Source organism: Pantoea pleuroti (assembly GCF_014156615.1).
GTDB lineage: Bacteria > Pseudomonadota > Gammaproteobacteria > Enterobacterales > Enterobacteriaceae > Pantoea > Pantoea agglomerans.
Genome location: NZ_SBFD01000002.1, coordinates 109,286 through 131,247, shown reverse-complemented (window position 1 = coordinate 131,247; position 21,962 = coordinate 109,286). Strand labels below are relative to the sequence as shown.

24 protein-coding genes are annotated in these 21,962 nt (G+C 54.7%); 21 read left to right on the top strand and 3 right to left on the bottom strand.

The window, feature by feature from the left end:
• Positions 1-588, bottom strand: coding sequence for a Maf family protein (locus tag EPG66_RS04575; RefSeq protein WP_163657309.1), 588 nt, complete (start codon positions 586-588; stop codon positions 1-3).
• 140 nt (positions 589-728) lie between these two features.
• Here EPG66_RS04575 and yceD point away from each other — a divergent pair, with 140 nt between their 5' ends.
• The 14 genes from yceD to ptsG all read left to right on the top strand — a co-directional run bounded on the left by yceD (position 729) and on the right by ptsG (position 12,937).
• On the top strand, positions 729-1,250 hold the full coding sequence (gene yceD, locus EPG66_RS04570; RefSeq protein ID WP_010246346.1) for a 23S rRNA accumulation protein YceD: 522 nt from the start codon (positions 729-731) through the stop codon (positions 1,248-1,250).
• Between the two features lie 14 nt (positions 1,251-1,264).
• On the top strand, positions 1,265-1,435 hold the full coding sequence (rpmF, locus tag EPG66_RS04565; RefSeq protein WP_003849870.1) for a 50S ribosomal protein L32: 171 nt from the start codon (positions 1,265-1,267) through the stop codon (positions 1,433-1,435).
• Between the two features lie 25 nt (positions 1,436-1,460).
• Positions 1,461-2,501 carry a phosphate acyltransferase PlsX gene (gene plsX, locus EPG66_RS04560; protein ID WP_039392475.1) on the top strand — a complete coding sequence of 347 codons (1,041 nt, stop codon included), beginning with the start codon at positions 1,461-1,463 and terminating at the stop codon, positions 2,499-2,501.
• Positions 2,502-3,455: a beta-ketoacyl-ACP synthase III gene (locus EPG66_RS04555; protein ID WP_182686097.1), complete on the top strand. Its 954-nt coding sequence runs from the start codon at positions 2,502-2,504 to the stop codon at positions 3,453-3,455.
• Between the two features lie 16 nt (positions 3,456-3,471).
• Positions 3,472-4,404 (top strand): ACP S-malonyltransferase, encoded by a 933-nt coding sequence (fabD, locus tag EPG66_RS04550; RefSeq protein WP_182686095.1) that lies wholly within the window; start codon positions 3,472-3,474, stop codon positions 4,402-4,404.
• A gap of 10 nt (positions 4,405-4,414) precedes the next feature.
• On the top strand, positions 4,415-5,149 hold the full coding sequence (gene fabG, locus EPG66_RS04545; protein ID WP_010246337.1) for a 3-oxoacyl-ACP reductase FabG: 735 nt from the start codon (positions 4,415-4,417) through the stop codon (positions 5,147-5,149).
• A gap of 154 nt (positions 5,150-5,303) precedes the next feature.
• Positions 5,304-5,540: an acyl carrier protein gene (gene acpP / locus EPG66_RS04540; RefSeq protein ID WP_003849865.1), complete on the top strand. Its 237-nt coding sequence runs from the start codon at positions 5,304-5,306 to the stop codon at positions 5,538-5,540.
• 85 nt (positions 5,541-5,625) lie between these two features.
• The gene (gene fabF / locus EPG66_RS04535) at positions 5,626-6,867 is read left to right on the top strand and encodes a beta-ketoacyl-ACP synthase II (RefSeq protein ID WP_022625869.1); all 1,242 of its coding nucleotides are present in this window, start codon (positions 5,626-5,628) and stop codon (positions 6,865-6,867) included.
• A 91-nt stretch (positions 6,868-6,958) separates the two neighbouring features.
• Positions 6,959-7,774 carry an aminodeoxychorismate lyase gene (pabC, locus tag EPG66_RS04530; RefSeq protein ID WP_182686093.1) on the top strand — a complete coding sequence of 272 codons (816 nt, stop codon included), beginning with the start codon at positions 6,959-6,961 and terminating at the stop codon, positions 7,772-7,774.
• Positions 7,771-8,790, top strand: coding sequence for a cell division protein YceG (gene yceG / locus EPG66_RS04525; protein WP_031592470.1), 1,020 nt, complete (start codon positions 7,771-7,773; stop codon positions 8,788-8,790). The genes pabC and yceG overlap by 4 nt, the downstream gene beginning before the upstream one ends.
• Positions 8,780-9,412 (top strand): dTMP kinase, encoded by a 633-nt coding sequence (gene tmk / locus EPG66_RS04520; RefSeq protein WP_033766939.1) that lies wholly within the window; start codon positions 8,780-8,782, stop codon positions 9,410-9,412. The genes yceG and tmk overlap by 11 nt, the downstream gene beginning before the upstream one ends.
• Complete coding sequence (gene holB, locus EPG66_RS04515) at positions 9,412-10,401, top strand: DNA polymerase III subunit delta' (RefSeq protein WP_182686424.1); 990 nt, start codon at positions 9,412-9,414, stop codon at positions 10,399-10,401. Before tmk ends, holB begins: the two co-directional genes overlap by 1 nt.
• 18 nt (positions 10,402-10,419) lie before the next feature.
• Positions 10,420-11,211 carry a metal-dependent hydrolase gene (locus tag EPG66_RS04510; protein WP_033757273.1) on the top strand — a complete coding sequence of 264 codons (792 nt, stop codon included), beginning with the start codon at positions 10,420-10,422 and terminating at the stop codon, positions 11,209-11,211.
• A 289-nt stretch (positions 11,212-11,500) separates the two neighbouring features.
• A complete protein-coding gene (gene ptsG / locus EPG66_RS04505) occupies positions 11,501-12,937 on the top strand; it encodes a PTS glucose transporter subunit IIBC (RefSeq protein WP_010669858.1) in 1,437 nt (478 codons plus the stop codon).
• Between the two features lie 54 nt (positions 12,938-12,991).
• On the opposite strand, the gene bglB is transcribed toward ptsG, so the two are convergent.
• Both bglB and EPG66_RS04495 read right to left on the bottom strand, forming a co-directional pair.
• Positions 12,992-14,131 (bottom strand): beta-galactosidase BglB, encoded by a 1,140-nt coding sequence (bglB, locus tag EPG66_RS04500; RefSeq protein ID WP_086905587.1) that lies wholly within the window; start codon positions 14,129-14,131, stop codon positions 12,992-12,994.
• A gap of 3 nt (positions 14,132-14,134) precedes the next feature.
• Positions 14,135-15,733: an MFS transporter gene (locus tag EPG66_RS04495; protein WP_109653273.1), complete on the bottom strand. Its 1,599-nt coding sequence runs from the start codon at positions 15,731-15,733 to the stop codon at positions 14,135-14,137.
• 359 nt (positions 15,734-16,092) lie between these two features.
• Between EPG66_RS04495 and hinT the strand changes: the two genes are divergently transcribed.
• The 7 genes from hinT to EPG66_RS04460 all read left to right on the top strand — a co-directional run bounded on the left by hinT (position 16,093) and on the right by EPG66_RS04460 (position 21,416).
• Positions 16,093-16,443: a purine nucleoside phosphoramidase gene (gene hinT / locus EPG66_RS04490; protein ID WP_009090851.1), complete on the top strand. Its 351-nt coding sequence runs from the start codon at positions 16,093-16,095 to the stop codon at positions 16,441-16,443.
• 20 nt (positions 16,444-16,463) lie between these two features.
• Entirely contained in the window at positions 16,464-16,832 is a 369-nt protein-coding gene (locus EPG66_RS04485; protein ID WP_010669861.1) for a YcfL family putative periplasmic lipoprotein, read from the top strand.
• A gap of 11 nt (positions 16,833-16,843) precedes the next feature.
• Positions 16,844-17,437, top strand: a complete 594-nt coding sequence (gene lpoB, locus EPG66_RS04480) for a penicillin-binding protein activator LpoB (protein WP_022625861.1) — start codon at positions 16,844-16,846, stop codon at positions 17,435-17,437.
• Positions 17,438-17,453: 16 nt separating this feature from the next.
• Positions 17,454-18,236, top strand: coding sequence for a thiamine kinase (gene thiK / locus EPG66_RS04475; protein WP_182686422.1), 783 nt, complete (start codon positions 17,454-17,456; stop codon positions 18,234-18,236).
• A gap of 39 nt (positions 18,237-18,275) precedes the next feature.
• On the top strand, positions 18,276-19,316 hold the full coding sequence (nagZ, locus tag EPG66_RS04470) for a beta-N-acetylhexosaminidase (RefSeq protein WP_182686091.1): 1,041 nt from the start codon (positions 18,276-18,278) through the stop codon (positions 19,314-19,316).
• A 40-nt stretch (positions 19,317-19,356) separates the two neighbouring features.
• Complete coding sequence (gene ycfP / locus EPG66_RS04465; RefSeq protein WP_010246299.1) at positions 19,357-19,899, top strand: alpha/beta hydrolase YcfP; 543 nt, start codon at positions 19,357-19,359, stop codon at positions 19,897-19,899.
• Between the two features lie 212 nt (positions 19,900-20,111).
• Positions 20,112-21,416 (top strand): NAD(P)/FAD-dependent oxidoreductase, encoded by a 1,305-nt coding sequence (locus tag EPG66_RS04460; RefSeq protein ID WP_074399296.1) that lies wholly within the window; start codon positions 20,112-20,114, stop codon positions 21,414-21,416.
• Positions 21,417-21,962: the final 546 nt, after the last annotated feature.

Sequence of the window (21,962 nt, the reverse complement as noted above, 5' to 3'; positions counted from 1 at the left end):
TCAGTTCGTTAAAGGATTGATGCCGGCCTGCTGCAACATCTCATTGAGCGCGATCAACGGCAGCCCGACCAGCGTATTGGGATCGCGTCCCTCCAGCCGATCAAACAGACAAATCCCCAGACCTTCACTTTTAAAACTGCCCGCACACTGAAGCGGCTGCTCCTTTTCCACATAGCCGTTGATTTCAGCGTCAGTTAACGTGCGGAAATGAACCACAAAGGGCTCACAGCAGTGCAGCAGCGTGCCACTGACCGGATGAAATAGCGCCAGACCGGTGTAAAAGGTAATGGCTTTTCCGCTGGCGGCACGCAGTTGCGCCTGCGCATTCTCAGCGGTATGAGGCTTACCGGCGATTGCGCCATCCAGCACGCAAACCTGGTCGGAGCCGATTATCCAGTGGCTGGGATACGTTTTTGCCAGTGCCTGCGCTTTAGCCACGGCAAGACGGGTCACCAGTGCTTCAGCGGTCTCATCGGGCTGGGGTGACTCATCAACCTCAGGCGCGGCGGTAATAAAAGGCAGGCCCAGTTTATGCAGTAATGCCTGCCGAAAGGGCGAGGTTGAAGCTAAAAGAATCGATGGCGTCATTTTTTTTCAATAGTGATAGCGAATTGGTGACAGTCATTTTAAACTGTGCGCCGCACTGGATGCGAATAGTGGTTGAAAGATGCTGTTTAACGGCCTTTTTCTTTGACTCTATGACATTACAAAGTTAATATGCGCGCCCTATGCAAAAGGTAAAATTACCCCTAACGCTGGACCCTGTCCGCACTGCTCAGAAGCGCCTTGATTATCAGGGTGTCTACACATCTGTACAGGTGGAGCGTGTGGCCGAGTCGGTCGTTAGTGTGGACAGTGATGTGGATTGTGCCATGTCGTTTGCGGTTGATAACCAACGTCTGGCAGTACTGACGGGTACTGCTGAAGTACAAGTGACGTTGCGTTGCCAGCGCTGCAACCAGACCTTTCCTCATCACGTAAAAGTGAGTTACTGCTTCAGCCCTGTCTCTTCTGAAGAGCAGGCCGAGGCATTGCCGGAAGCGTACGAGCCGGTCGATGTCAACGAGTTTGGTGAGATCGATCTGCTGGCGGTTGTCGAGGATGAAATTATTCTCGCGCTGCCGGTCGTTCCGGTGCACGATTCTGAACACTGTGAAGTGTCCGAGGCGGACATGGTCTTTGGTAAACTGCCTGCAGAGGTGGAGAAACCAAATCCATTTGCCGTATTAGCCAGTTTAAAGCGTAAGTAATAGGAGTAAGGTCCATGGCCGTACAACAGAATAAACCCACCCGTTCTAAGCGTGGTATGCGTCGTTCACACGATGCGCTGACCACTGCTGCTCTGTCAGTAGATAAAGTTTCTGGCGAAACTCATCTGCGTCACCACATCACTGCGGACGGTTACTACCGCGGTCGCAAGGTTATCGTTAAGTAAGTTTCTTGCTTAGCAAGGCGATACCTTGACACGTTTGACCCTGGCGATTGATGCCATGGGCGGGGACTTCGGTCCCTGCGTGACAGTGCCTGCAGCATTGCAGGCACTGGCCTCTCATTCGGAACTATTCCTTCTTCTGGTCGGACACCCCGACACTCTCATGCCATTGCTTGCCAAAGCGGATTCCTCCCTGATGGGGCGTTTGCAGGTCATCCCTGCCGAATCGGTTATTGCAAGTGATGCGCGGCCCGCTCAGGCCATCCGCAACAGTCGCGGCAGCTCAATGCGTGTGGCACTGGAGATGGTTAAAGAGGGACGTGCGCAGGCCTGCATCAGCGCCGGGAATACCGGTGCGCTGATGGGGCTGTCGACACTCTTATTAAGACCGCTGGATGGAATTAAACGCCCGGCGCTGATGTCCGTTTTACCGCACCAGCAACAGGGTAAAACCGTGGTGCTGGATCTGGGCGCAAATGTGGGCTCAGACAGTGCGATGCTGGTGCAGTTTGCTGTAATGGGGTCGGTAATGGCTGAGCATGTGCTTGGTATTGCACGGCCCCGTGTCGCGTTGCTCAATATTGGTCATGAAGAGACCAAAGGGCTGGAAACGATCCGCGACGCCGCGGCAGTGCTGCGAGAATCACCGCAAATCAACTATATTGGTTACCTTGAAGGTAACGAACTGCTCACCGGTAAAACGGATGTGATGGTCTGTGACGGTTTTGTCGGAAACGTCACGCTGAAGACTATGGAAGGCGTGGTAAGAATGTTTCTTTCTCTGCTGAAGTCATCAGGGGAAGGTAAAAAACGGTCATGGTGGCTTCAGTTGCTGGGGCGCTGGATTCAGAAACGTCTGACGAAGCGCTTCGGGCATCTCCACCCTGACCAGTACAATGGCGCTTGTCTGTTAGGATTGCGCGGAACAGTGATCAAGAGTCACGGTGCGGCAAATCAACACGCCTTCGCTGTGGCGATAGAACAGGCAGAGCAGGCGGTGAGGCAGCAAATTCCCGAGCGAATTGCTGCGCGCCTTGATGCTGTATTAGCCAGGAGTGACAAAGCCTAGATGTATACCAAAATTATCGGTACGGGCAGTTATCTGCCAAGCCAGATCCGCACCAATGCCGATCTGGAAAAAATGGTGGAGACGTCGGACGAGTGGATTGTTACCCGTACCGGCATCCGCGAGCGCCGTATTGCTGCGCCTGAGGAAACCGTCGCCACTATGGGATTCAGTGCGGCGCAACGCGCCCTTGAAATGGCAGGCATTGAAGCGAACGATGTTGGGCTGATTATTGTCGCCACAACCTCTTCCAGCCATGCCTTCCCCAGCTCTGCCTGCATGATCCAGCAAATGCTGGAGATCAAAGACTGTGCGGCGTTTGACCTCGCTGCCGCCTGTGCAGGTTTCACCTATGCACTGAGCGTGGCCGATCAATACATCAAAAATGGTGCAGTGAAACATGCTCTGGTGATTGGTGCTGATGTCCTGGCTCGCGCACTTGATCCGGAAGATCGCGGCACTATCATCCTGTTTGGTGATGGTGCAGGCGCGGTCGTGCTGGGTCAGAGCGAAGAGCAGGGTATCATCTCTACCCATCTTCATGCTGATGGTCGCTATGCACAGCTGCTGACGCTGCCTTATCAGGATCGTGCGCATCAGGATCAGCCCGCTTATGTCACCATGTCAGGCAACGAAGTCTTCAAGGTTGCCGTCACCGAGCTGGCTCACATCGTTGATGAAACGCTGCAGGCCAATAATCTCGATCGTGAAATGCTGGACTGGCTGGTGCCGCATCAGGCAAACCTGCGCATTATCAGCGCCACCGCGAAAAAACTCGGTATGACCATGGATAAAGTGGTCGTCACTCTGGATCGTCATGGCAATACCTCTGCCGCATCGGTGCCAAGCGCACTGGATGAAGCGGTCCGTGATGGCCGCATCAAACCCGGACACCTTATTCTGCTGGAAGCCTTTGGTGGTGGATTCACCTGGGGTTCTGCGCTGGTTCGCTTTTGATTGACAGGAACGAAAAATGACGCAATTTGCATTTGTTTTCCCCGGTCAGGGTTCACAGACCGTGGGCATGCTGACTGAATTAGCGGCAACGTATCCGCTGGTAGAAGAGATCTTCCGTGAAGCCTCTGACGCGCTGGGATATGATCTGTGGCAATTAGTGAGTCAGGGTCCGGCTGAAGAGCTGAACAAAACCTGGCAGACTCAGCCTGCACTGTTAGCTGCCTCCGTGGCAATCTACCGTGTCTGGCAGCAGCAGGGCGGTGAACAGCCAGCCCTGATGGCCGGTCACAGCCTGGGTGAATATTCAGCGCTGGTTTGCGCGGGTGTGCTTAACTTTGCGGATGCAGTGAAGCTGGTTGAACTGCGCGGCAAACTGATGCAGGAAGCGGTGCCTGAAGGCACTGGCGCGATGCAGGCGATTATTGGCCTGGATGACGCGGCTATCCGCAAAGCCTGTGAAGAGAGCGCGCAGGGTCAGGTTGTCTCACCGGTTAACTTTAACTCGCCGGGCCAGGTGGTCATTGCGGGTAACAAAGAAGCTGTTGAACGTGCGGGTGCCGCCTGTAAAGCAGCGGGCGCTAAGCGTGCCTTACCACTGCCGGTCAGCGTTCCTTCTCACTGCGCACTGATGAAGCCTGCGGCCGATAAACTGGCGGTGGCGCTGGAGAGCATCACCTTTAACACGCCTGCGGTACCGGTGATCAACAACGTCGATGTGAAAGCTGAAACCGACGCTGCAGCCATCCGCCATGCGCTGGTCCGTCAGCTCTACAGCCCGGTTCGCTGGACCGAGAGCGTGGAAGCGATGGCAGCACAGGGCGTGACGCAGCTCCTGGAGATGGGGCCAGGTAAAGTCCTGACCGGACTGACGAAACGTATTGTCGATAGCCTGACAGCGGCTGCCGTTAACGATACTGCATCCCTGACGGCTGCACTCGGTAAGGAATAAGAGGAAAATCATGAGCTTTGAAGGTAAAGTTGCGCTGGTTACCGGCGCGAGTCGCGGCATTGGTCGTGCGATTGCAGAAACACTGGCGGCACGCGGTGCTAAAGTGGTAGGAACTGCAACCAGCCAGAGTGGCGCCGACGCCATCAGTGCTTACCTTGGCGACAAGGGCAAAGGCCTGTTACTGAATGTGACTGACGCTGACTCAATCAGCACTGTTTTAGAGAATATTCGTGCTGAATTTGGCGAAGTGGATATTTTAGTCAATAATGCAGGCATTACGCGTGATAATCTTCTCATGCGCATGAAGGACGATGAGTGGGAGGATATCCTGGATACCAACCTCACATCGGTATTCCGCCTTTCCAAGGCGGTCCTGCGTGCCATGATGAAAAAGCGCGTGGGCCGTATCATCACCATTGGTTCCGTTGTTGGAACCATGGGTAATGCGGGCCAGGCAAACTATGCGGCAGCAAAAGCGGGTTTGATTGGCTTTAGCAAATCACTGGCGCGCGAAATCGCGTCACGTGGCATTACCGTCAACGTCGTGGCTCCAGGCTTTATTGAGACTGACATGACGCGGGCACTGAACGAAGATCAACGTTCCGGTATTTTGGCGGAAGTTCCTGCGGGTCGCTTAGGCGATGCTCAGGAAATCGCCAATGCTGTGGCATTTTTAGCCTCTGACGAAGCAGCCTACATCACAGGTGAAACGCTGCACGTCAATGGCGGAATGTACATGGTCTGATAAATCACGAAATGATTTGCTTTATTTGCGGTTAGAACCGCAAAATAACGCAAAATCGTGGTTCGACCAGCCGGGATTTTGTTGCATCTTTTTCACCATTTTATACACTACGAAAACCATCGCGAAAGCGAGTTTTGATAGGAAATTAAATAGTATGAGCGATATCGAACAACGCGTTAAGAAAATCATCAGTGAGCAGCTGGGTGTGAAAGAGGAAGAAGTCACCAACTCTGCATCTTTCGTAGAAGACCTGGGTGCCGATTCTCTTGATACCGTTGAGCTGGTGATGGCTCTGGAAGAAGAGTTTGATACTGAGATTCCAGACGAAGAAGCTGAGAAAATCACTACCGTTCAGGCAGCGATCGACTATATCAATAGCCATAAAGGCTAATGAATATCTTCAGGCGGTCGCTCGACCGCCTGATTTTTTTGTTTGTCCCACATAGTTCCCTATTTCCCCTCCCTGGAGGACGAACGTGTCTAAGCGTCGTGTAGTTGTGACTGGTCTTGGCATGTTGTCTCCTGTCGGCAATACCGTAGAGTCTACCTGGAGTGCTCTCCTTGCCGGTCAGAGCGGCATTACCCTGATCGACCATTTTGATACCAGTGCTTATGCAACACGTTTTGCAGGTCTGGTAAGAGATTTTAATTGTGATGACTACATCTCGCGCAAAGATCAGCGCAAGATGGATGCCTTCATCCAGTACGGCATTGTGGCCGGTATGCAGGCCATGCAGGACAGTGGTCTGGTTGTTACCGACGAAAATGCAAGCCGTATGGGCGCAGCAATTGGCTCCGGCATCGGTGGTTTAGGTCTGATTGAAGAGAATCATACTTCACTGGTCAACGGCGGCCCGCGCAAAATCAGCCCATTTTTTGTGCCTTCAACCATCGTTAACATGGTGGCGGGTCATCTCAGCATCATGTATGGCCTGAAAGGTCCAAGCATCTCTATCGCGACAGCCTGTACCTCTGGTGTGCATAACATCGGTCATGCCGCACGTATCATCGCCTATAACGATGCTGATGTGATGCTGGCGGGTGGCACAGAGAAAGCCAGTACGCCATTAGGCGTCGGTGGCTTTGGCGCAGCACGTGCTCTCTCAACCCGTAATGAAAACCCGCAAGCGGCCAGCCGCCCGTGGGATAAAGATCGTGACGGTTTTGTGCTGGGTGACGGCGCTGGCATTGTGGTACTCGAAGAGTATGAACATGCGAAGAAACGTGGTGCGAAAATCTACGCGGAAATCGTAGGTTTTGGTATGAGCAGCGATGCCTACCACATGACTTCACCACCAGAAGATGGATCAGGCGCCGCGGCGGCAATGATCAACGCATTGCGCGATGCTCAGCTTACGCCAGAGCAGATCGGCTATGTCAACGCGCACGGCACCTCCACGCCAGCGGGTGATAAAGCGGAAGCGCGGGCGGTGAAATCGGTCTTTGGGGCAGCAGCCAGCAGCGTGATGGTGAGCTCGACCAAATCAATGACCGGGCACTTACTAGGTGCGGCAGGCGCGGTTGAATCGATCTATTCGATTCTGGCGCTGCGCGACCAGGCCGTTCCACCGACCATTAACCTCGACAATCCGGATGAGGGCTGCGATCTCGACTTCGTGCCTCACACCGCGCGTCAGGTTCCCGGTCTGGAGTACACCCTGTGTAACTCCTTCGGTTTCGGCGGAACCAACGGTTCGTTGATCTTCCGTAAAGTGTAATCGTTGTTGATTGCTAAAAAGGCCCGCGATGCGGGCCTTTTTTTATCCTGCAGAATGCGCTGAAATCACGAGTCACGCTCAGGAGAGAACCATGTGGATTAACGGGTTAAAACAATCGGTGCTGGCCGCCAGCGACCGTGGCCTGCAGTTTGGCGATGGCTGTTTTACTACCGCCGCCGTGCGTCAGGGTAAAATCGTGCTGCTGGAGAGCCACATTCAGCGACTCAAAGAGGGCTGTGAGCGATTATGGATTGATGGCGTCGACTGGCTTCAGCTTGAGACTGAAATGCGACAGGCCGCGCAGCAACAAACCCAGGCGGTGCTGAAAGTGATTATCAGTGCCGGCAGCGGCGGGCGGGGCTACAGCCGGCGCGGCTGTGGTGAACCCACGCGGATCGTCTCGCTGGCGCCCTGGCCGCAGCACTACGCCGATTTACAGCAGCGTGGCGCGTCACTCCGACTCAGCCCGATCCGTCTGGCACGTAATCCACAGTTTGCCGGAATCAAGCACCTTAATCGTCTGGAGCAGGTGATGATCAGAGCTCATCTTGACCAGACAGACGCCGACGAGGCGCTGGTGCTTGACACTGAAGGTTGGGTGGTGGAATGCTGTGCGGCCAATTTATTCTGGCGTCAGGGCTCGCAAATTTTCACGCCTGATCTGTCAGCGTCGGGCGTGGATGGCATTATGCGGCGGAGTCTGATGGCGCAACTTGCTGCCGCAGGCCAGGCTTGCCAGGTAATAAAAAGCGAACCGGCGCAGTTGCTGGCCGCCGATGAAGTGGTGATATGTAACGCGCTGATGCCGGTCCTGCCGGTCCGACAGATAGAAGCGGTAGAGTTTACTGAGCGCTCGCTGTTTAATCAGTTGCGCGCAAGCTGTGAAAAGATAATGGATGCATCATGATTCGAAGCAAAAAAATCGTCGTCAGCCTGCTGGCGATCGTGGGTCTCGCGGCTGTGCTGAGTTACTGGCAGGTTAAGCGGTTTGCGGCCACCCCGTTAACTCTGCAGCAGGAAACGATCTACACGCTGCCTGCCGGCACGGGCCGGGTCGCACTTGAAGCGCAGCTGGAAGAGCAGAAGATTATTCCGCACAGTATCTGGTTTGGCGCGCTGCTGCGTCTGGAACCTGAACTGGCGACCTTCAAGGCGGGTACCTATCGCCTTGAGCCGACCATGACGGTGCGCTCACTGCTACAACTGCTGGCCAGCGGTAAAGAGGCGCAGTTCCCGGTGCGGTTCGTGGAAGGCCAGCGGCTGAAAGAGTGGCTGAGTGAGCTGCGCAAAGCGCCTTATATCCGGCATACCCTGAAAGATGATCAGTTCGCCACCCTTGCCAGCGCACTAAAAGTTGAGCCTGAGCAGCTGGAGGGCAACTTCTTCCCGGATACCTGGCTCTACACGGCTAATACCACCGATATGGCGCTGCTGCAGCGCGCTCATGAGCGGATGAAAAAAACCATTGATGAGGTGTGGCAGGGACGGGCGGATAATCTGCCCTATAAAACCCCACAGGAGCTGGTGACCATGGCCTCAATCATTGAGAAAGAGACCGGCGTCAGCGAAGAGCGCGCGCGCGTTGCCTCGGTGTTTATCAACCGCCTGCGCACCGGTATGCGGTTACAGACCGATCCCACCGTCATCTATGGCATGGGCGACAGCTATAACGGGACGCTGACCCGCAAAGATCTTGAAACGGCCAGCGCTTACAATACCTATATCATTAACGGTCTGCCGCCTGGTCCGATCGCCATGCCGGGTAAAGCCTCCCTGCAGGCAGCGGCCCATCCCGAGAAAACCAACTATCTCTACTTTGTTGCGGACGGCAAGGGCGGCCATACCTTTACGACTAATCTTGCCAGCCATAACAAGGCGGTGCAGGTTTACCGGCAGACGCTAAAGGAAAAAAATGAACAGTAAGTTTATCGTCATTGAAGGCCTGGAAGGCGCCGGTAAAACCACCGCGCGTGACGCCATCGTCGCCACGCTGCGTGCACGTGGCATTCACGATCTGGTCTTTACCCGTGAGCCTGGCGGAACACCGCTGGCAGAACAGCTGCGGATGCTGGTTAAGCAGGGTATTGAGGGCGAGCAGGTTACAGATAAAGCGGAACTGCTGATGCTCTATGCGGCGCGGGTTCAGCTGGTGGAAACGGTCATTAAACCAGCGCTGGCTCGCGGTGCCTGGGTGATCGGCGACCGTCATGATCTCTCTTCTCAGGCTTATCAGGGGGGCGGACGTGGACTTGACGCCGATCTGATGCAGACACTGCGTGATACCGTGTTAGGTGATTTCCGCCCCGATCTGACGCTCTATCTTGATGTGACACCCGACATCGGTCTGCAACGCGCCCGTGCGCGCGGTGAGCTGGATCGCATTGAGCAGGAATCATTACGCTTCTTTGAACGCACCCGCGCGCGCTATCTGGCGCTGGCAGCGGAGGATCCCACCATCATCACAATTGATGCCACACAATCACTGGGTGATGTGACAGCGTCACTTCAGGCGGCGCTGGATGGCTGGCTGGCGGAGCAGGCGTGATGAACTGGTATCCGTGGCTGAATCAGCCTTATCGCCAGGTGATTGGCCAGCATCAGGAGAATCGCGCTCACCATGCGTTGTTGATCCAGGCGATGGCTGGTATGGGCGATGAGGCGCTGGTCTGGGGGATGAGCCGCTGGCTGATGTGCCAGCAGCGGGATGGCCTGAAAAGTTGCGGGCAGTGTCACGGTTGCCAGCTGATGCAGGCCAATACCCATCCTGACTGGTATCGGCTTGAAGCGGAGAAGGGCAAAAGTACCCTGGGCATCGATGCGGTGCGGCAGGTTACGGAAAAAATGTACCACTTTGGTCAGCAGGGCGGCGCGAAAGTGGTCTGGCTGCCGGATGCCGCGCAGCTTTCGGAAGCGGCGGCCAACGCCTTGCTGAAAACGCTGGAAGAGCCGCCACCCAACAGCTGGTTCTTCCTCAGCAGCCGCGATCCCTCGCGCCTGCTGGCCACGCTGCGCAGCCGCTGCATGGCGCTGCATCTGACGCCGCCGGACGAGGGACAAAGTCTGCTCTGGCTGAAGAAGCACGCTGCGCACGACGAACAGATGCTGCTGGCGGCTCTGCGCCTGAGCGCAGGTGCACCGGGTGCGGCACTGAGCCTGCTGGAAAACGGGCCCTGGCTGGCCCGGCAGAAGCTCTGCGATGCGCTGTCCGCTGCGTTGCAGCAGGACATCCTGCAACTGCTGCCTGCGCTGAACGCCGACGACGCTGCAGCACGTATCGGATGGCTGCTCTCTTTGCTGCTGGATGCAATGAAGTGGCAGCAACATGCAGGTCAGTGGCTGAGTAATATCGATCGTCAGGATGTGGTGCAGTTGCTGGCCGGATACTTTTCTGCCAGCGCGCTCAACAGCAGCATCCAGGACTGGATGCGCTGTCGCGAGCAGCTACTGCATGTGGCATCGGTAAATCGCGAATTATTGCTGACCGATCAGCTTCTGAGCTGGGCGGACAAACAGAAGCCCGCGCAGGTGTGCTAAACCTATCTGAGAGTAATTATGTTTATTGTGGATTCCCATTGCCATCTTGATGGCCTGGACTATGAAAAGAACCATCGTGACCTGGATGATGTGATCGCCAAAGCGGCGGCGCGTGATGTGAAATTTATGCTGGCAATCGCCACCACGCTGCCGGGTTTTCATACCCTTAAAAGTCTGGTCGGCGAACGGAAAAATATAGCACTCTCCTGCGGTGTGCATCCGCTGAATCAGGAAGAGGCTTATGATGTTGAGGAGTTTCGTCGGCTCTCTGCCGATCCTCAGGTAGTAGCTCTGGGTGAAACCGGGCTGGATTATCACTATCAGCCAGAAACGAAAGATCAGCAGCAGCGCTCGTTCCGTGAACATATCCGTACCGGTATTGCGCTGAACAAACCGATCATTGTTCACACCCGTGATGCCCGCGAAGATACGCTGGCGATTCTGCGTGAAGAGCAGGTTGAACGTTGCGGCGGCGTGCTGCACTGCTTCACTGAGGATCAGCCCACCGCAGCAAAACTGCTGGATATGGGCTTCTACATCTCTTTTTCCGGCATTGTTACGTTCCGCAATGCTGAGCAGTTACGTGAAGCCGCACGCTATGTGCCGCTGGATCGGATGCTGGTGGAAACGGATTCGCCTTATCTGGCCCCGGTGCCTTTCCGTGGTAAAGAGAATCAGCCCGCTTATACGCGCGATGTTGCCGAATATCTGGCTGTCTTAAAAGGGGTGGATTTAGAAACGCTGGCAGCCACCACCACCCAAAACTTCTCCACGCTGTTTCATATCCCGATGAGCCAGCTGGGCGCCTGATCAGCTATTATTTCAGCCTCTGTAATTAATCTGTAACCTGCGTATATGACCCTGTTTTTTCAGACAGGGTCAGCTTTTTATCGCCGATTACTGGTGCGGATCAGTAAGAAATTTCGTAAAGTGCGCCCTTGTGATTGTCGAAACGTGATACCCGTCAAAGTAACAAATCGGGAATTATTTTACCCTTCGTAATAAATCAAAAGGCGGTCACCGCCAGCCCGGCAAAGAATCCTCCCTCTTTGCCACGCGCACTGCGCAAATATGCACTCATACTCAGGAGCTTCACGCTATGTTCAAAAATGCTTTTGCCAACCTTCAAAAGGTCGGTAAATCGCTGATGCTGCCGGTATCGGTTCTGCCGATTGCCGGTATTTTGTTAGGAGTCGGTTCAGCCAATTTCAGCTGGTTACCTGCAGTGGTTTCGCATGTGATGGCAGAAGCGGGTGGATCGGTGTTCGCCAACATGCCGCTGATTTTCGCTATTGGTGTGGCGCTGGGCTTTACCAATAATGACGGCGTTTCGGCGCTGGCAGCGGTTGTTGCCTATGGCATCATGGTGAAAACCATGGCGGTAGTTGCCCCGCTGGTGCTGCATCTGCCTGCGGCAGAGATTGAGGCTAAACACCTCGCCGATACCGGGGTACTGGGCGGTATTATCGCCGGTTCCATCGCCGCATACATGTTTAATCGCTTCTACCGCATCAAGCTGCCAGAATATCTGGGCTTCTTTGCCGGTAAGCGTTTTGTGCCGATTATTTCCGGTCTGGCAGCTATCATTCTCGGCGTGCTGCTCTCCTTTATCTGGCCACCGATAGGTTCCGCGATTCAGGAGTTCTCACAGTGGGCAGCGTATCAAAACCCGGTTGTCGCCTTTGGTATTTATGGCGTAATTGAACGCGCGTTGGTGCCATTTGGTCTGCATCACATCTGGAATGTTCCTTTCCAGATGCAGATCGGTGAATACACCAATGCGGCAGGTCAGGTGTTCCACGGTGATATCCCGCGCTATATGGCGGGTGACCCGACCGCAGGTAAACTCTCTGGCGGTTTCCTGTTCAAAATGTACGGTCTGCCAGCGGCAGCGATTGCTATCTGGCATTCAGCGAAGCCTGAAAATCGCGCCAAAGTGGGCGGTATCATGATCTCCGCCGCGCTGACCGCATTCCTGACCGGTATCACCGAACCGATTGAATTCTCATTCATGTTCGTGGCACCGATCCTGTATGTGATCCATGCGCTGCTGGCGGGTCTGGCATTCCCAATCTGTATCCTGCTTGGGATGCGTGATGGCACCAGCTTCTCACACGGTCTGATCGACTTTATCGTACTGAGCGGTAACAGCAGTAAAATCTGGCTGTTCCCGATTGTTGGTATCATCTATGGTCTGGTTTACTACACCATATTCCGTGTACTGATCGCGAAGCTGGATCTGAAAACGCCAGGCCGTGAAGAGAGCAGCAGCAGCGAGCAATCTACCGCGACCGGTACCGAGATGGCGGGAAAACTGGTGGCAGCGTTTGGTGGTAAAGAGAACATCACCAACCTGGATGCCTGTATCACCCGTTTACGTGTCAGCGTCGCCGATGTGGCGAAAGTGGATCAGACTGAACTGAAAAACCTCGGCGCCCGTGGCGTGGTGGTTGCCGGTTCCGGTGTGCAGGCGATTTTCGGGACTAAATCCGATAACCTGAAAACCGATATGGATGATTACATCCGCAGCATGTAATGATATATAGCGATGAAAAAGCCCCGCTTAGCGGGGCTTTTTTTTGGCCGGGATTCAGAGGTAAACGCGCAGATACTCTGTCAGGCAGAGCAGGGCCATCGCCTGGCCGTAGGGCATAGAGGTCAGGGGAACCGTGCGGTAGTAATCCAGATCCTTGCCCATTGCGGTTCCAAAGGAGACCTGTTTTAACTCGCCATCATCATCAATATTGGCAATCACGCCGCGCAATGCTTTTTCTGCCACCTCACGATACTCCACGGGCAGATAACGCTTACGAACCCCTTTCAGAATGCCATAGGCAAACCCGGCGGTGGCAGAGGCTTCCGGGTAGCTGTGCGGATCATCAAGCAGGGTGTGCCACAATCCGCTGCTGTGCTGACACTCCCTGAGCGCTTTAACCTGGGTCTCCAGCACCTGCTGCAGGAAACGGCGGGTAGCGTGATGCTCAGGCCAGTTCATCATCTCCAGGAAGTCGGGAATGACAATCGTCACCCAGCTGTTACCACGCGCCCAGCGTGCATCAGCAAAGTTATGGCGGCCGTCAAAGTTCCAGCCGTGGAACCATAAGCCGGTTTTGCGATCCATCAGATACTGGGTGTGCAGCAGGAACTGATAACTCGCTTCTTCAATCCACTCATCGCGCTTCAGCAACTGGCCAATTTTAGCCAGCGCCATCACGCTCATCATCAGCGTATCGTCCCAGAGCTGCTGTGGGTTTTCATTGTTATAGACAATGTGCTGCAGGCCGCCCTGTTCGGTACGCGGCATCTCATACATGACCCATTCTGCCCAGCGCTCCAGCACCGGCACCCAGGCCGGGTTCCCGGTCTCTTCGTAACGGTAGGCCAGCGTCAGAAAAGGACAAACGGTATTCACATTTTTGGTCGGCGTGCCTTCCGCCAGACGCTGCGTAAACCACTCATCAATGATCGCCAGCGTCTGCTGGTCACCGGTCTGCTGATAGTAGTGCAGCATGCCATACAGACCGATGCCGTGTGTCCATTCCCAACCCGCCCAGCCTTTGGTATCAATCACCCGGCCATCGTCCAGCCGTAATAAAAATTCGCCTGTCTCATCGGTGATGTTAACCAGATTCTGTGTCAGCTTTTGAATCAGCTGTACCAGTTCGCTGCGTGGCAACAGATGCTCGGGCTGGCACAATAATTTGCTGTGTTTAACGGGAAATACAGTCATGGTTTATTCCTGTCGTTTTAAGGTCGGGTTTAAAGAAGGGTTTAAAGTGGGATGTGCGGACAATTTTTCCGGCGCTGGCTTATTACGATTAAGGAAGCCAATGTTGTTGTTGCCCCAGAGGTTTTCGTAAGGCATGCCAGCCAGCGTTTCTACAATTGCGCGTGCTTCCGGCGTGATGCTTTCCGGCACGATGCGGCCCGCGTCGCGCATCTTCAGCGTCTCCTGACGCAGCACAGTGTGGGTCTGGAGATTAAGTTTAAAGCGCAGTGACACGATAAAGCCGCAGGCCAGAACGGCCACGGTACCGATGCTGAGAATCGCCAGGATAGTGTGGCTGACGCCGGGTACCTGGGTTGCCTGGCCAGAGACAAAGCCGGAGAGCTGCAGCACGATACCGACCAGCATGACTGCGCCAGCCTGCGACGCTTTACGCGTCAGGGTCATGATGCCGGCAAAAATCCCTTCACGGCGCTGTCCGGTGATCACCTCATCCACATCGGCAATATAGGTATAGGTGTTCCACGGCACATAGTTAATACCGCCACGTCCCAGGCCTGCCAGGGCGGAGATCACCAACAGCAGTGACATGTTGTCGTTCATTCCGGCATACCACAATCCAGCGTAGGAGAGCGCCGCAAGGCCAAACAGCACAGCCACCAGGCGGTAGGCGGGCGCGGGTCCCATACGGATGCAGAGCGGAATCATCGCCATCACGGCAATAAACTGCAGCACCGCCATGGTGCCCATCAGGCTGGAGGCGACCTGAGCGCTCTGCATCAGCACAAATACCACATACCAGGTAAAGACGGCGTTAAACACATCCTGGGCGATATAGCCGCCGAGGTACATGCCAAGGTGCTGGCGGAAGATGCGGATGCGTAAGGTTGAAGCCAGTTCGACATAGAGCCGTTTGAGATTCTGCATCAGCGTCAGCTGCTGCTTTTCCTGCTCTGCACGGCGTGACTCGGCGGAAAAGTCATCGGGGTGACGCTCCCAGGTAAAGCACCACACCAGCGTCAGTACCAGTGCACAGATTACCGAGAACACCAGGCTGGCGTAGAAGAAGGAGAGAGGATTATCTTTGCCCAGCATACCCAGTAAAATACCGGGTAAAAAGGCGGCCAGAATGGCCGACAGCTGTGCCAGGCCGATGCGGGCACCGGAGAAGCGGGTTTTCTGTTTGAAATCGTCGGTCATTTCCGGCACCAGCGTTTCATAGGGCACCAGGATCATGGTGTAGACGATATCAAACAGCAGATACGTGCAGAGATACCACCAGAAACTCATGTCGCTGACCCACATCAGGCTATAACTGAATACACAGGGTATGCCGAGCAGGATAAAGAATTTGCGGCGGCCAAAGCGTTTGCCCAGCCAGGTCGAACCGAAGTTATCGGTCAGAAAGCCCATCAGCGGACTGACTATCGCATCCAGCACGCGGGCAGCGGCAAAGATCAGCGTGGCCTGAATCGGGGTTAACCCACAAAAGGTGGTGTAAAAATAGAGCAACCAGGCGGCGGTCAGCGCCGTGGTGCCTGCTCCAAGAAAATCTCCGGAACCGTAGGCCAGATAGTGGCCAAGACCAATTTTACGTGAGCGCATGTCTGAATGCTCCTTGATGTTTATGGCGGTTTATCCCTGGTGACGCCGGTCATCTCACCCGGACTGGTTAGCAAAGTAGAACTGACGGGGCGGCTAAACCTTCGCAATTTGGCAAGTGCTGGCGCTGAAGTGGCAGTCATACAAAGAAAAGGGTGGCGAAATTCTAATTTATAAAACAGCGTTTCATTTTCTGGTGTAGCAGGGGCATTGCCAGCATTCTGAACAGGGTGCGGTTCACGGAGAGAGGGTGCTGCTGCAAAGGCAGGCGAACAATGCAAGAAAAGTGGTCCTGAGGTTGAAAGAAAACAAATTTCTCCCGCATACTGATTGATTAAGACTCAGGCTAAAGGAATTGCACCATGGCAGAAGAAACCATTTTTAGTAAAATTATCCGCCGCGAAATCCCCGCTGATGTGGTTTATCAGGATGAGCTGGTCACTGCCTTCCGCGACATTTCGCCCAAAGCGCCGACCCATATTTTAATCGTGCCGAATGTGCTGATCCCAACGGTCAACGAGGCGGAAGCGGCGCATGAGCACGCGCTGGGACGTATGTTTACTACCGCGGCGAAAATCGCCCGTCAGGAAGGTATCGATCAAAATGGTTATCGTCTGATTGTGAACTGCAATCAACATGGTGGTCAGGAGGTTTATCACATTCATATGCATCTGCTGGGCGGTGAACCGCTGGGACCGATGCTCTCTAACTGACCTGATAACGGAAGCGTGCTATGCGATCCTGGCTGACTGGCCTGCCGATCCTGCTCTGCCTGACGGCCTGCAGCAGTGATAAACCGATGATTAATACGTCACAGTCGCTGGTGATGGAGTCCTCTGTGCTGTCGGCAGGGATCATTACCGATGAACCGACGCTGGATGAGAACGATGGACTGAAGCGTGCCACCAGCGTGCTCTATAATCAGCGCGAAACACCGGTTGTTGTGCACTATCGTTACTACTGGTATGACGACAAAGGGCTGGAAATCACCCCGCAGGAACCGGCGCAGACCGTTACCGTTCCGGCGCAGGGCAGCATTATCGCCACTTCGCAACTGGGTAACCTGACGGCCAGCAAGGTTCGTCTTTATCTCTATCTTTAAGGATTTTCTACGTGATACGCAGTGTTAATCGTACCGGAGCGCTCCTGATGGCGCTCATTCTGACCGGCTGTGTGGTGAAACAGCAGCAGCCTGCACCGGTTGAACCGACTCAGCCTGTGGAGCCGGTGCAGCCCGTTCCACAACCTGAACCGGTGCCGCAACCGCAGCCTGTGCCGCAGCCACCGAAACTGGTCACTATCAACTGGGATGCCAGCGTTCAGCCGCTGGTGGCGCAGATGTTACAGGCTGCCAGCGCCGAGCCGGGCAGCGTGTTGCTGGTGGATCGCGTTAAAAACAGCACCAACGGTGCGCTGCAAAGCGAGAAAGCGACGGCAGCTATCCAGAATGCGCTGAATAACAACGGCAAATTCACCCTGGTTTCTGCTGACCAACTGGCGCAGGCCAAGCAGACGCTGGGATTATCGCCGGATGACAGCCTGAACTCGCGCAGTAAAGCGATTGGCCTGGCGCGTAACGTTAACGCTCAGTATGTGCTTTACAGCAACGCGCGTGGCGATGTCAAAGCGCCGACGCTGCAAATGCAACTAATGCTGGTCCAGACAGGCGAGATCATCTGGTCCGGCAACGGCATTGCACAGAATTAATCCCGCTTTCCAGCGGATGATTCAGCAGGTCACCGGCGAACCAGAAAAGATATCCTTTACCTCGCTTGCCGGTCTGACCGGACACAGCCAGAAGATTGTCAGCCCGCGCGGAACCTTTATCGCGCGGGCGGCACCACAACCGGCTATTCCGTTTGTGGATCGGCAGCGCGAATTCCGTCTGTTACGCAAATTGCAAGCCAGCGGAGTGGCGCCGCAGCCCGTGGCGGGCCATCGTCAGGGGATTATCCTGACCTGGTGCGCAGGCGATGCGCTGGATGAACACCGCTTCAGCCAGCAGCGTCCACAGATCGTGGCTCTGCTACAGCAGCTGCATCAGCAGCCGCTGACCGGCTATCGTCTGCAGTTGTTGCCGCTGTTATGGCGCTACTGGCAGCTTACTCCACAGCGGCATCACCGCTGGTTGCGGGCGCTCAGGCGTCTGACGCAGCAGGGTGAACCCCAGCCGCTGAGGCTGGCTCCGCTGCACATGGATCTGCATGCCGGAAATGTCATACAAGGTCCCGAAGGTCTGCGTCTGATCGACTGGGAGTATGCCGCCGATGGCGACGTGGCGCTGGAGCTGGCGGCTCTCTGTGCCAGCGATCCGCAGCACCAGGCCGAGTGGCTGGCTGAGTATGCCGCGGCGATGCAGCTGCCGCTTACCGCGCTGGTGCATCAGGTCAGACGCTGGCAGCCCTGGCTGCAGTTGCTGATGGCCAGCTGGTATCAGCTCCGTGCTGGTCAGCGTGACGACGACACATTACAACAGCTGGCTCGACAGAGCTGGGAACAGATTTAATCGCGTTACGCAGGTGCGTTTCGCTACAGGATTCATGATATGAGATCAGATTTACCCGGCCCCCTGATGCTTGACGTCGAGGGTTATGAACTGGATGGCGAAGAGCGCGACATCCTGCAGCATCCGCTGGTGGGCGGTTTAATTTTATTTGCCCGAAATTATCATGATCCCGCACAGCTGGCAGAGCTGGTGCGGCAGATCCGCGCCGCCTCTCACACGCGGCTGGTGGTGGCGGTGGATCAGGAGGGTGGTCGCGTGCAGCGTTTCCGTGACGGCTTCACCCAACTGCCTGCCATGCAATCTTTTGCTGCGCTGAATGACCTGGATACCGCCGGTGAACTGGCACAACAGGCGGGATGGCAAATGGCGGCCGAGATGATCGCCATGGATATCGATATCAGCTTTGCGCCGGTACTCGATATTGGTCATATCAGCGCCGCGATTGGCGACCGTTCTTTCCATGCCGATCCGGCCATCGCCCTTGACGTCGCCCGCCGCTTTATTGCGGGGATGCACGAGGCCGGCATGAAGACCACCGGCAAACATTTTCCGGGTCACGGTGCGGTGAGTGCGGATTCGCATAAAGAGACTCCACGCGATCCGCGGGATGAAAAGACGCTGCGTGAACATGACATGGCAATCTTCAGCAAGCTGATTACCGAACAGGCACTGGACGCCATCATGCCGGCACACGTCATCTACTCCGAAGTTGATCCGCTGCCCGCCAGTGGTTCGCCATACTGGCTTAAAACCGTGCTGCGTGAGCAACTGGGCTTTGACGGTATTATTTTCTCCGACGATCTGTCGATGGAGGGCGCAGCGGTGATGGGCAGCTATCCTGAGCGGGCGCAGCAGTCCCTTTCCGCGGGCTGTGACATGATTCTGGTCTGCAATCAGCGTCAGGGTGCCATCAGTGTACTGGATAACCTGATCCCGGTCGGGTCAGAGCGGGTTACACAGCTGTATCATCAGGGCAGGTTTACCCGCGATGAACTGCGGGGAACGCATCGCTGGAAAAATAATGCTCAGCAACTGAGTGCGCTTCAGGAACGCTGGCTGGCTCATAAGGCGTCGTGGTAAGCAGTGACTGCCCGGCGCTATCACTACCTAGAGGATTATCATGATCATCTATCTGCACGGTTTTGATTCCAACAGTCCGGGCAATCACGAAAAAGTGCTGCAACTGCAATTTATCGATCCTGATGTCAGGTTGATCAGTTACAGCACCCGCCATCCCAAACATGACATGCAGTTTCTGCTAAAAGAGACCGATAAGATGCTGACGCTTTCTGACGACGACCGGCCGCTGATTTGCGGCGTCGGACTGGGCGGCTTCTGGTCAGAGCGCATTGGATTTCTGTGCGGCATCCGGCAGGTGATTTTTAATCCCAACCTCTCGCCGCAGGCAAATATGGAAGGGAAGATCGACCGGCCGGAGGAGTATCAGGATATCGCAACAAAGTGCGTCAGCGATTTTCGCGAGCGTAATCGTGACCGCTGTCTGGCCATTCTCTCCCGTCACGATGAGGCGCTCGACAGCCAGCACATTGCTGACCAGCTGCATCCGTTTTATGAAATTGTCTGGGATGAGACGGAAGGGCACAAATTCAAAAATATATCCCCACATCTTAAGCGGATAAAAGCTTTTAAAACATTAGGTTAAGCAGCAAAGGCACCGCAAGGTACCTGTTTTTATTACATAATTATCTGAGTTTTATTTTCCCGCTTTGATGTATATCAATATTCTTATGTTCTCCTCTTCCCGCCATGCTATTCTCCCAGCAGATTGCGATTTTAACTTCGCCAACCCTATGTTTCTTAAGGTTTAATTTAACCTTTGGTTAACTTTTGGTTCACAATTTGAGGGGGTCTTTGTTGACTACGTCTGTTAAGAAAATTGTTATTGTCGGAGGGGGAGCGGGCGGTCTGGAAATGGCCACGCAGCTGGGCCATAAACTGGGTCGTAAAAAGAAGGCCGAGATTATCCTGGTTGATCGTAACCACAGTCATTTGTGGAAGCCGCTGCTGCACGAAGTGGCGACCGGTTCAATGGACGAAGGCATTGATGCATTGAGCTATCTGGCTCATGCCCGCAATCACGGTTTTGAGTTCCAGCTGGGCTCGCTCACCGATATCGATCGCACCCGAAAAGTGATCCGCCTGGCGGAAGTGCTGAATGCGCAGGGCGAAGTGCTGGTGCCACAACGTGAAGTGGCCTACGACCAGCTGGTGATGGCGCTGGGCAGCACCTCGAATGATTTCGGTACGCCGGGCGTCAAAGATCACTGCATCTTCCTGGATAATCCGCATCAGGCGCGTCGTTTCCATAACGAAATGCTCAACCTGTTCCTGAAATTCTCCGCCAGCGAAGGCAGGGTTGAGAAAGTTAACATCGCCATCGTGGGCGGCGGGGCAACAGGCGTTGAGCTGTCAGCTGAATTGCACAACGCGGTGAAACAGCTGCACAGCTACGGCTTCAAAGGCCTGGGACGCGAAGCGCTGAATGTGACGCTGGTGGAAGCGGGTGAGCGTATTCTGCCTGCACTGCCACCACGCATTTCTGCTGCGGCACATCAGGAGCTGACCAAGCTGGGCGTTCGCGTGCTGACGCAGACCATGGTCACCAGTGCCGAGCGTAATGGCCTGAATACCAAAGGCGGTGAGTTTATCGAAGCCGATCTGATGGTCTGGGCGGCTGGGATTAAAGCGCCTGACTTCCTGAAAGAGATTGGCGGACTGGAAACCAACCGCATCAATCAGCTGGTGGTCAAAGAGACACTGCAAACCACGCTGGACGATGACATCTACGCGATTGGCGACTGCGCCTCCTGCGCCTTGCCGGGCGGCGGTTTTGTACCACCGCGCGCCCAGTCAGCGCATCAGATGGCCTCACGCGCCATGGACAACATTCTGGCGCAGCGTCACGGTAAACCGCTAAAAGCCTATGTCTATAAAGATCATGGCTCGCTGGTATCGCTCTCCCGCTTCAGTACGGTCGGCAGCCTGATGGGCAACCTGATGCGCGGCTCAATGATGGTGGAAGGGCGCATCGCGCGCTTTGTCTACATCTCGCTCTATCGTATGCACCAGATTGCGCTGCACGGCTACTTCAAAACCGGTCTGATGATGCTGGTCGGCAGTATTAACCGGGTTATCCGTCCCCGGCTGAAGCTGCACTAAGCAACAGCAATAACGCTGGCTAAATAATGTTAAGCCTCCTCGATTCTGAGGGGGCTTTTTTATGTCCTGGAGAAGCCCCTGAAACAGACGCTGGCGCAGGAGAGTGTGGTATCGACTAAAGCAAAATGCATTCATAACTTTGACTAAAGTAAAATTTTATGAGCATGGCAGGGTAGTATGTTGGTGATGCCTGAAATGCGTGCCATTCATAACAAGAGAGTAACCGTAAGGATATTTGCTATAGCCATAAAAATTTTCAGGTAACGAGTTCGGCTACTTCAGCTCTGTCGTTAGCCCGGCTACTGATCTGGTCTCTGACGCGCTAAACGAATGGCTAATTCCTTGTTATTCATTGGCTAAAAATATCCGTCTCTGCGCCTTAAGCTAATCCCGGCGATTCGCCGGACTCAACAATACCTGAGTTACGGGTAATTACTGGTACTTTTTTAAATGGCCTGCCCCACTAACTTTTGTAAGCTTAGTGTAAGTTTTTCTGTAATTTTTCTTGTGGTTTTTGATTCCAGCGCCATAATGTGCGCAGGAAAA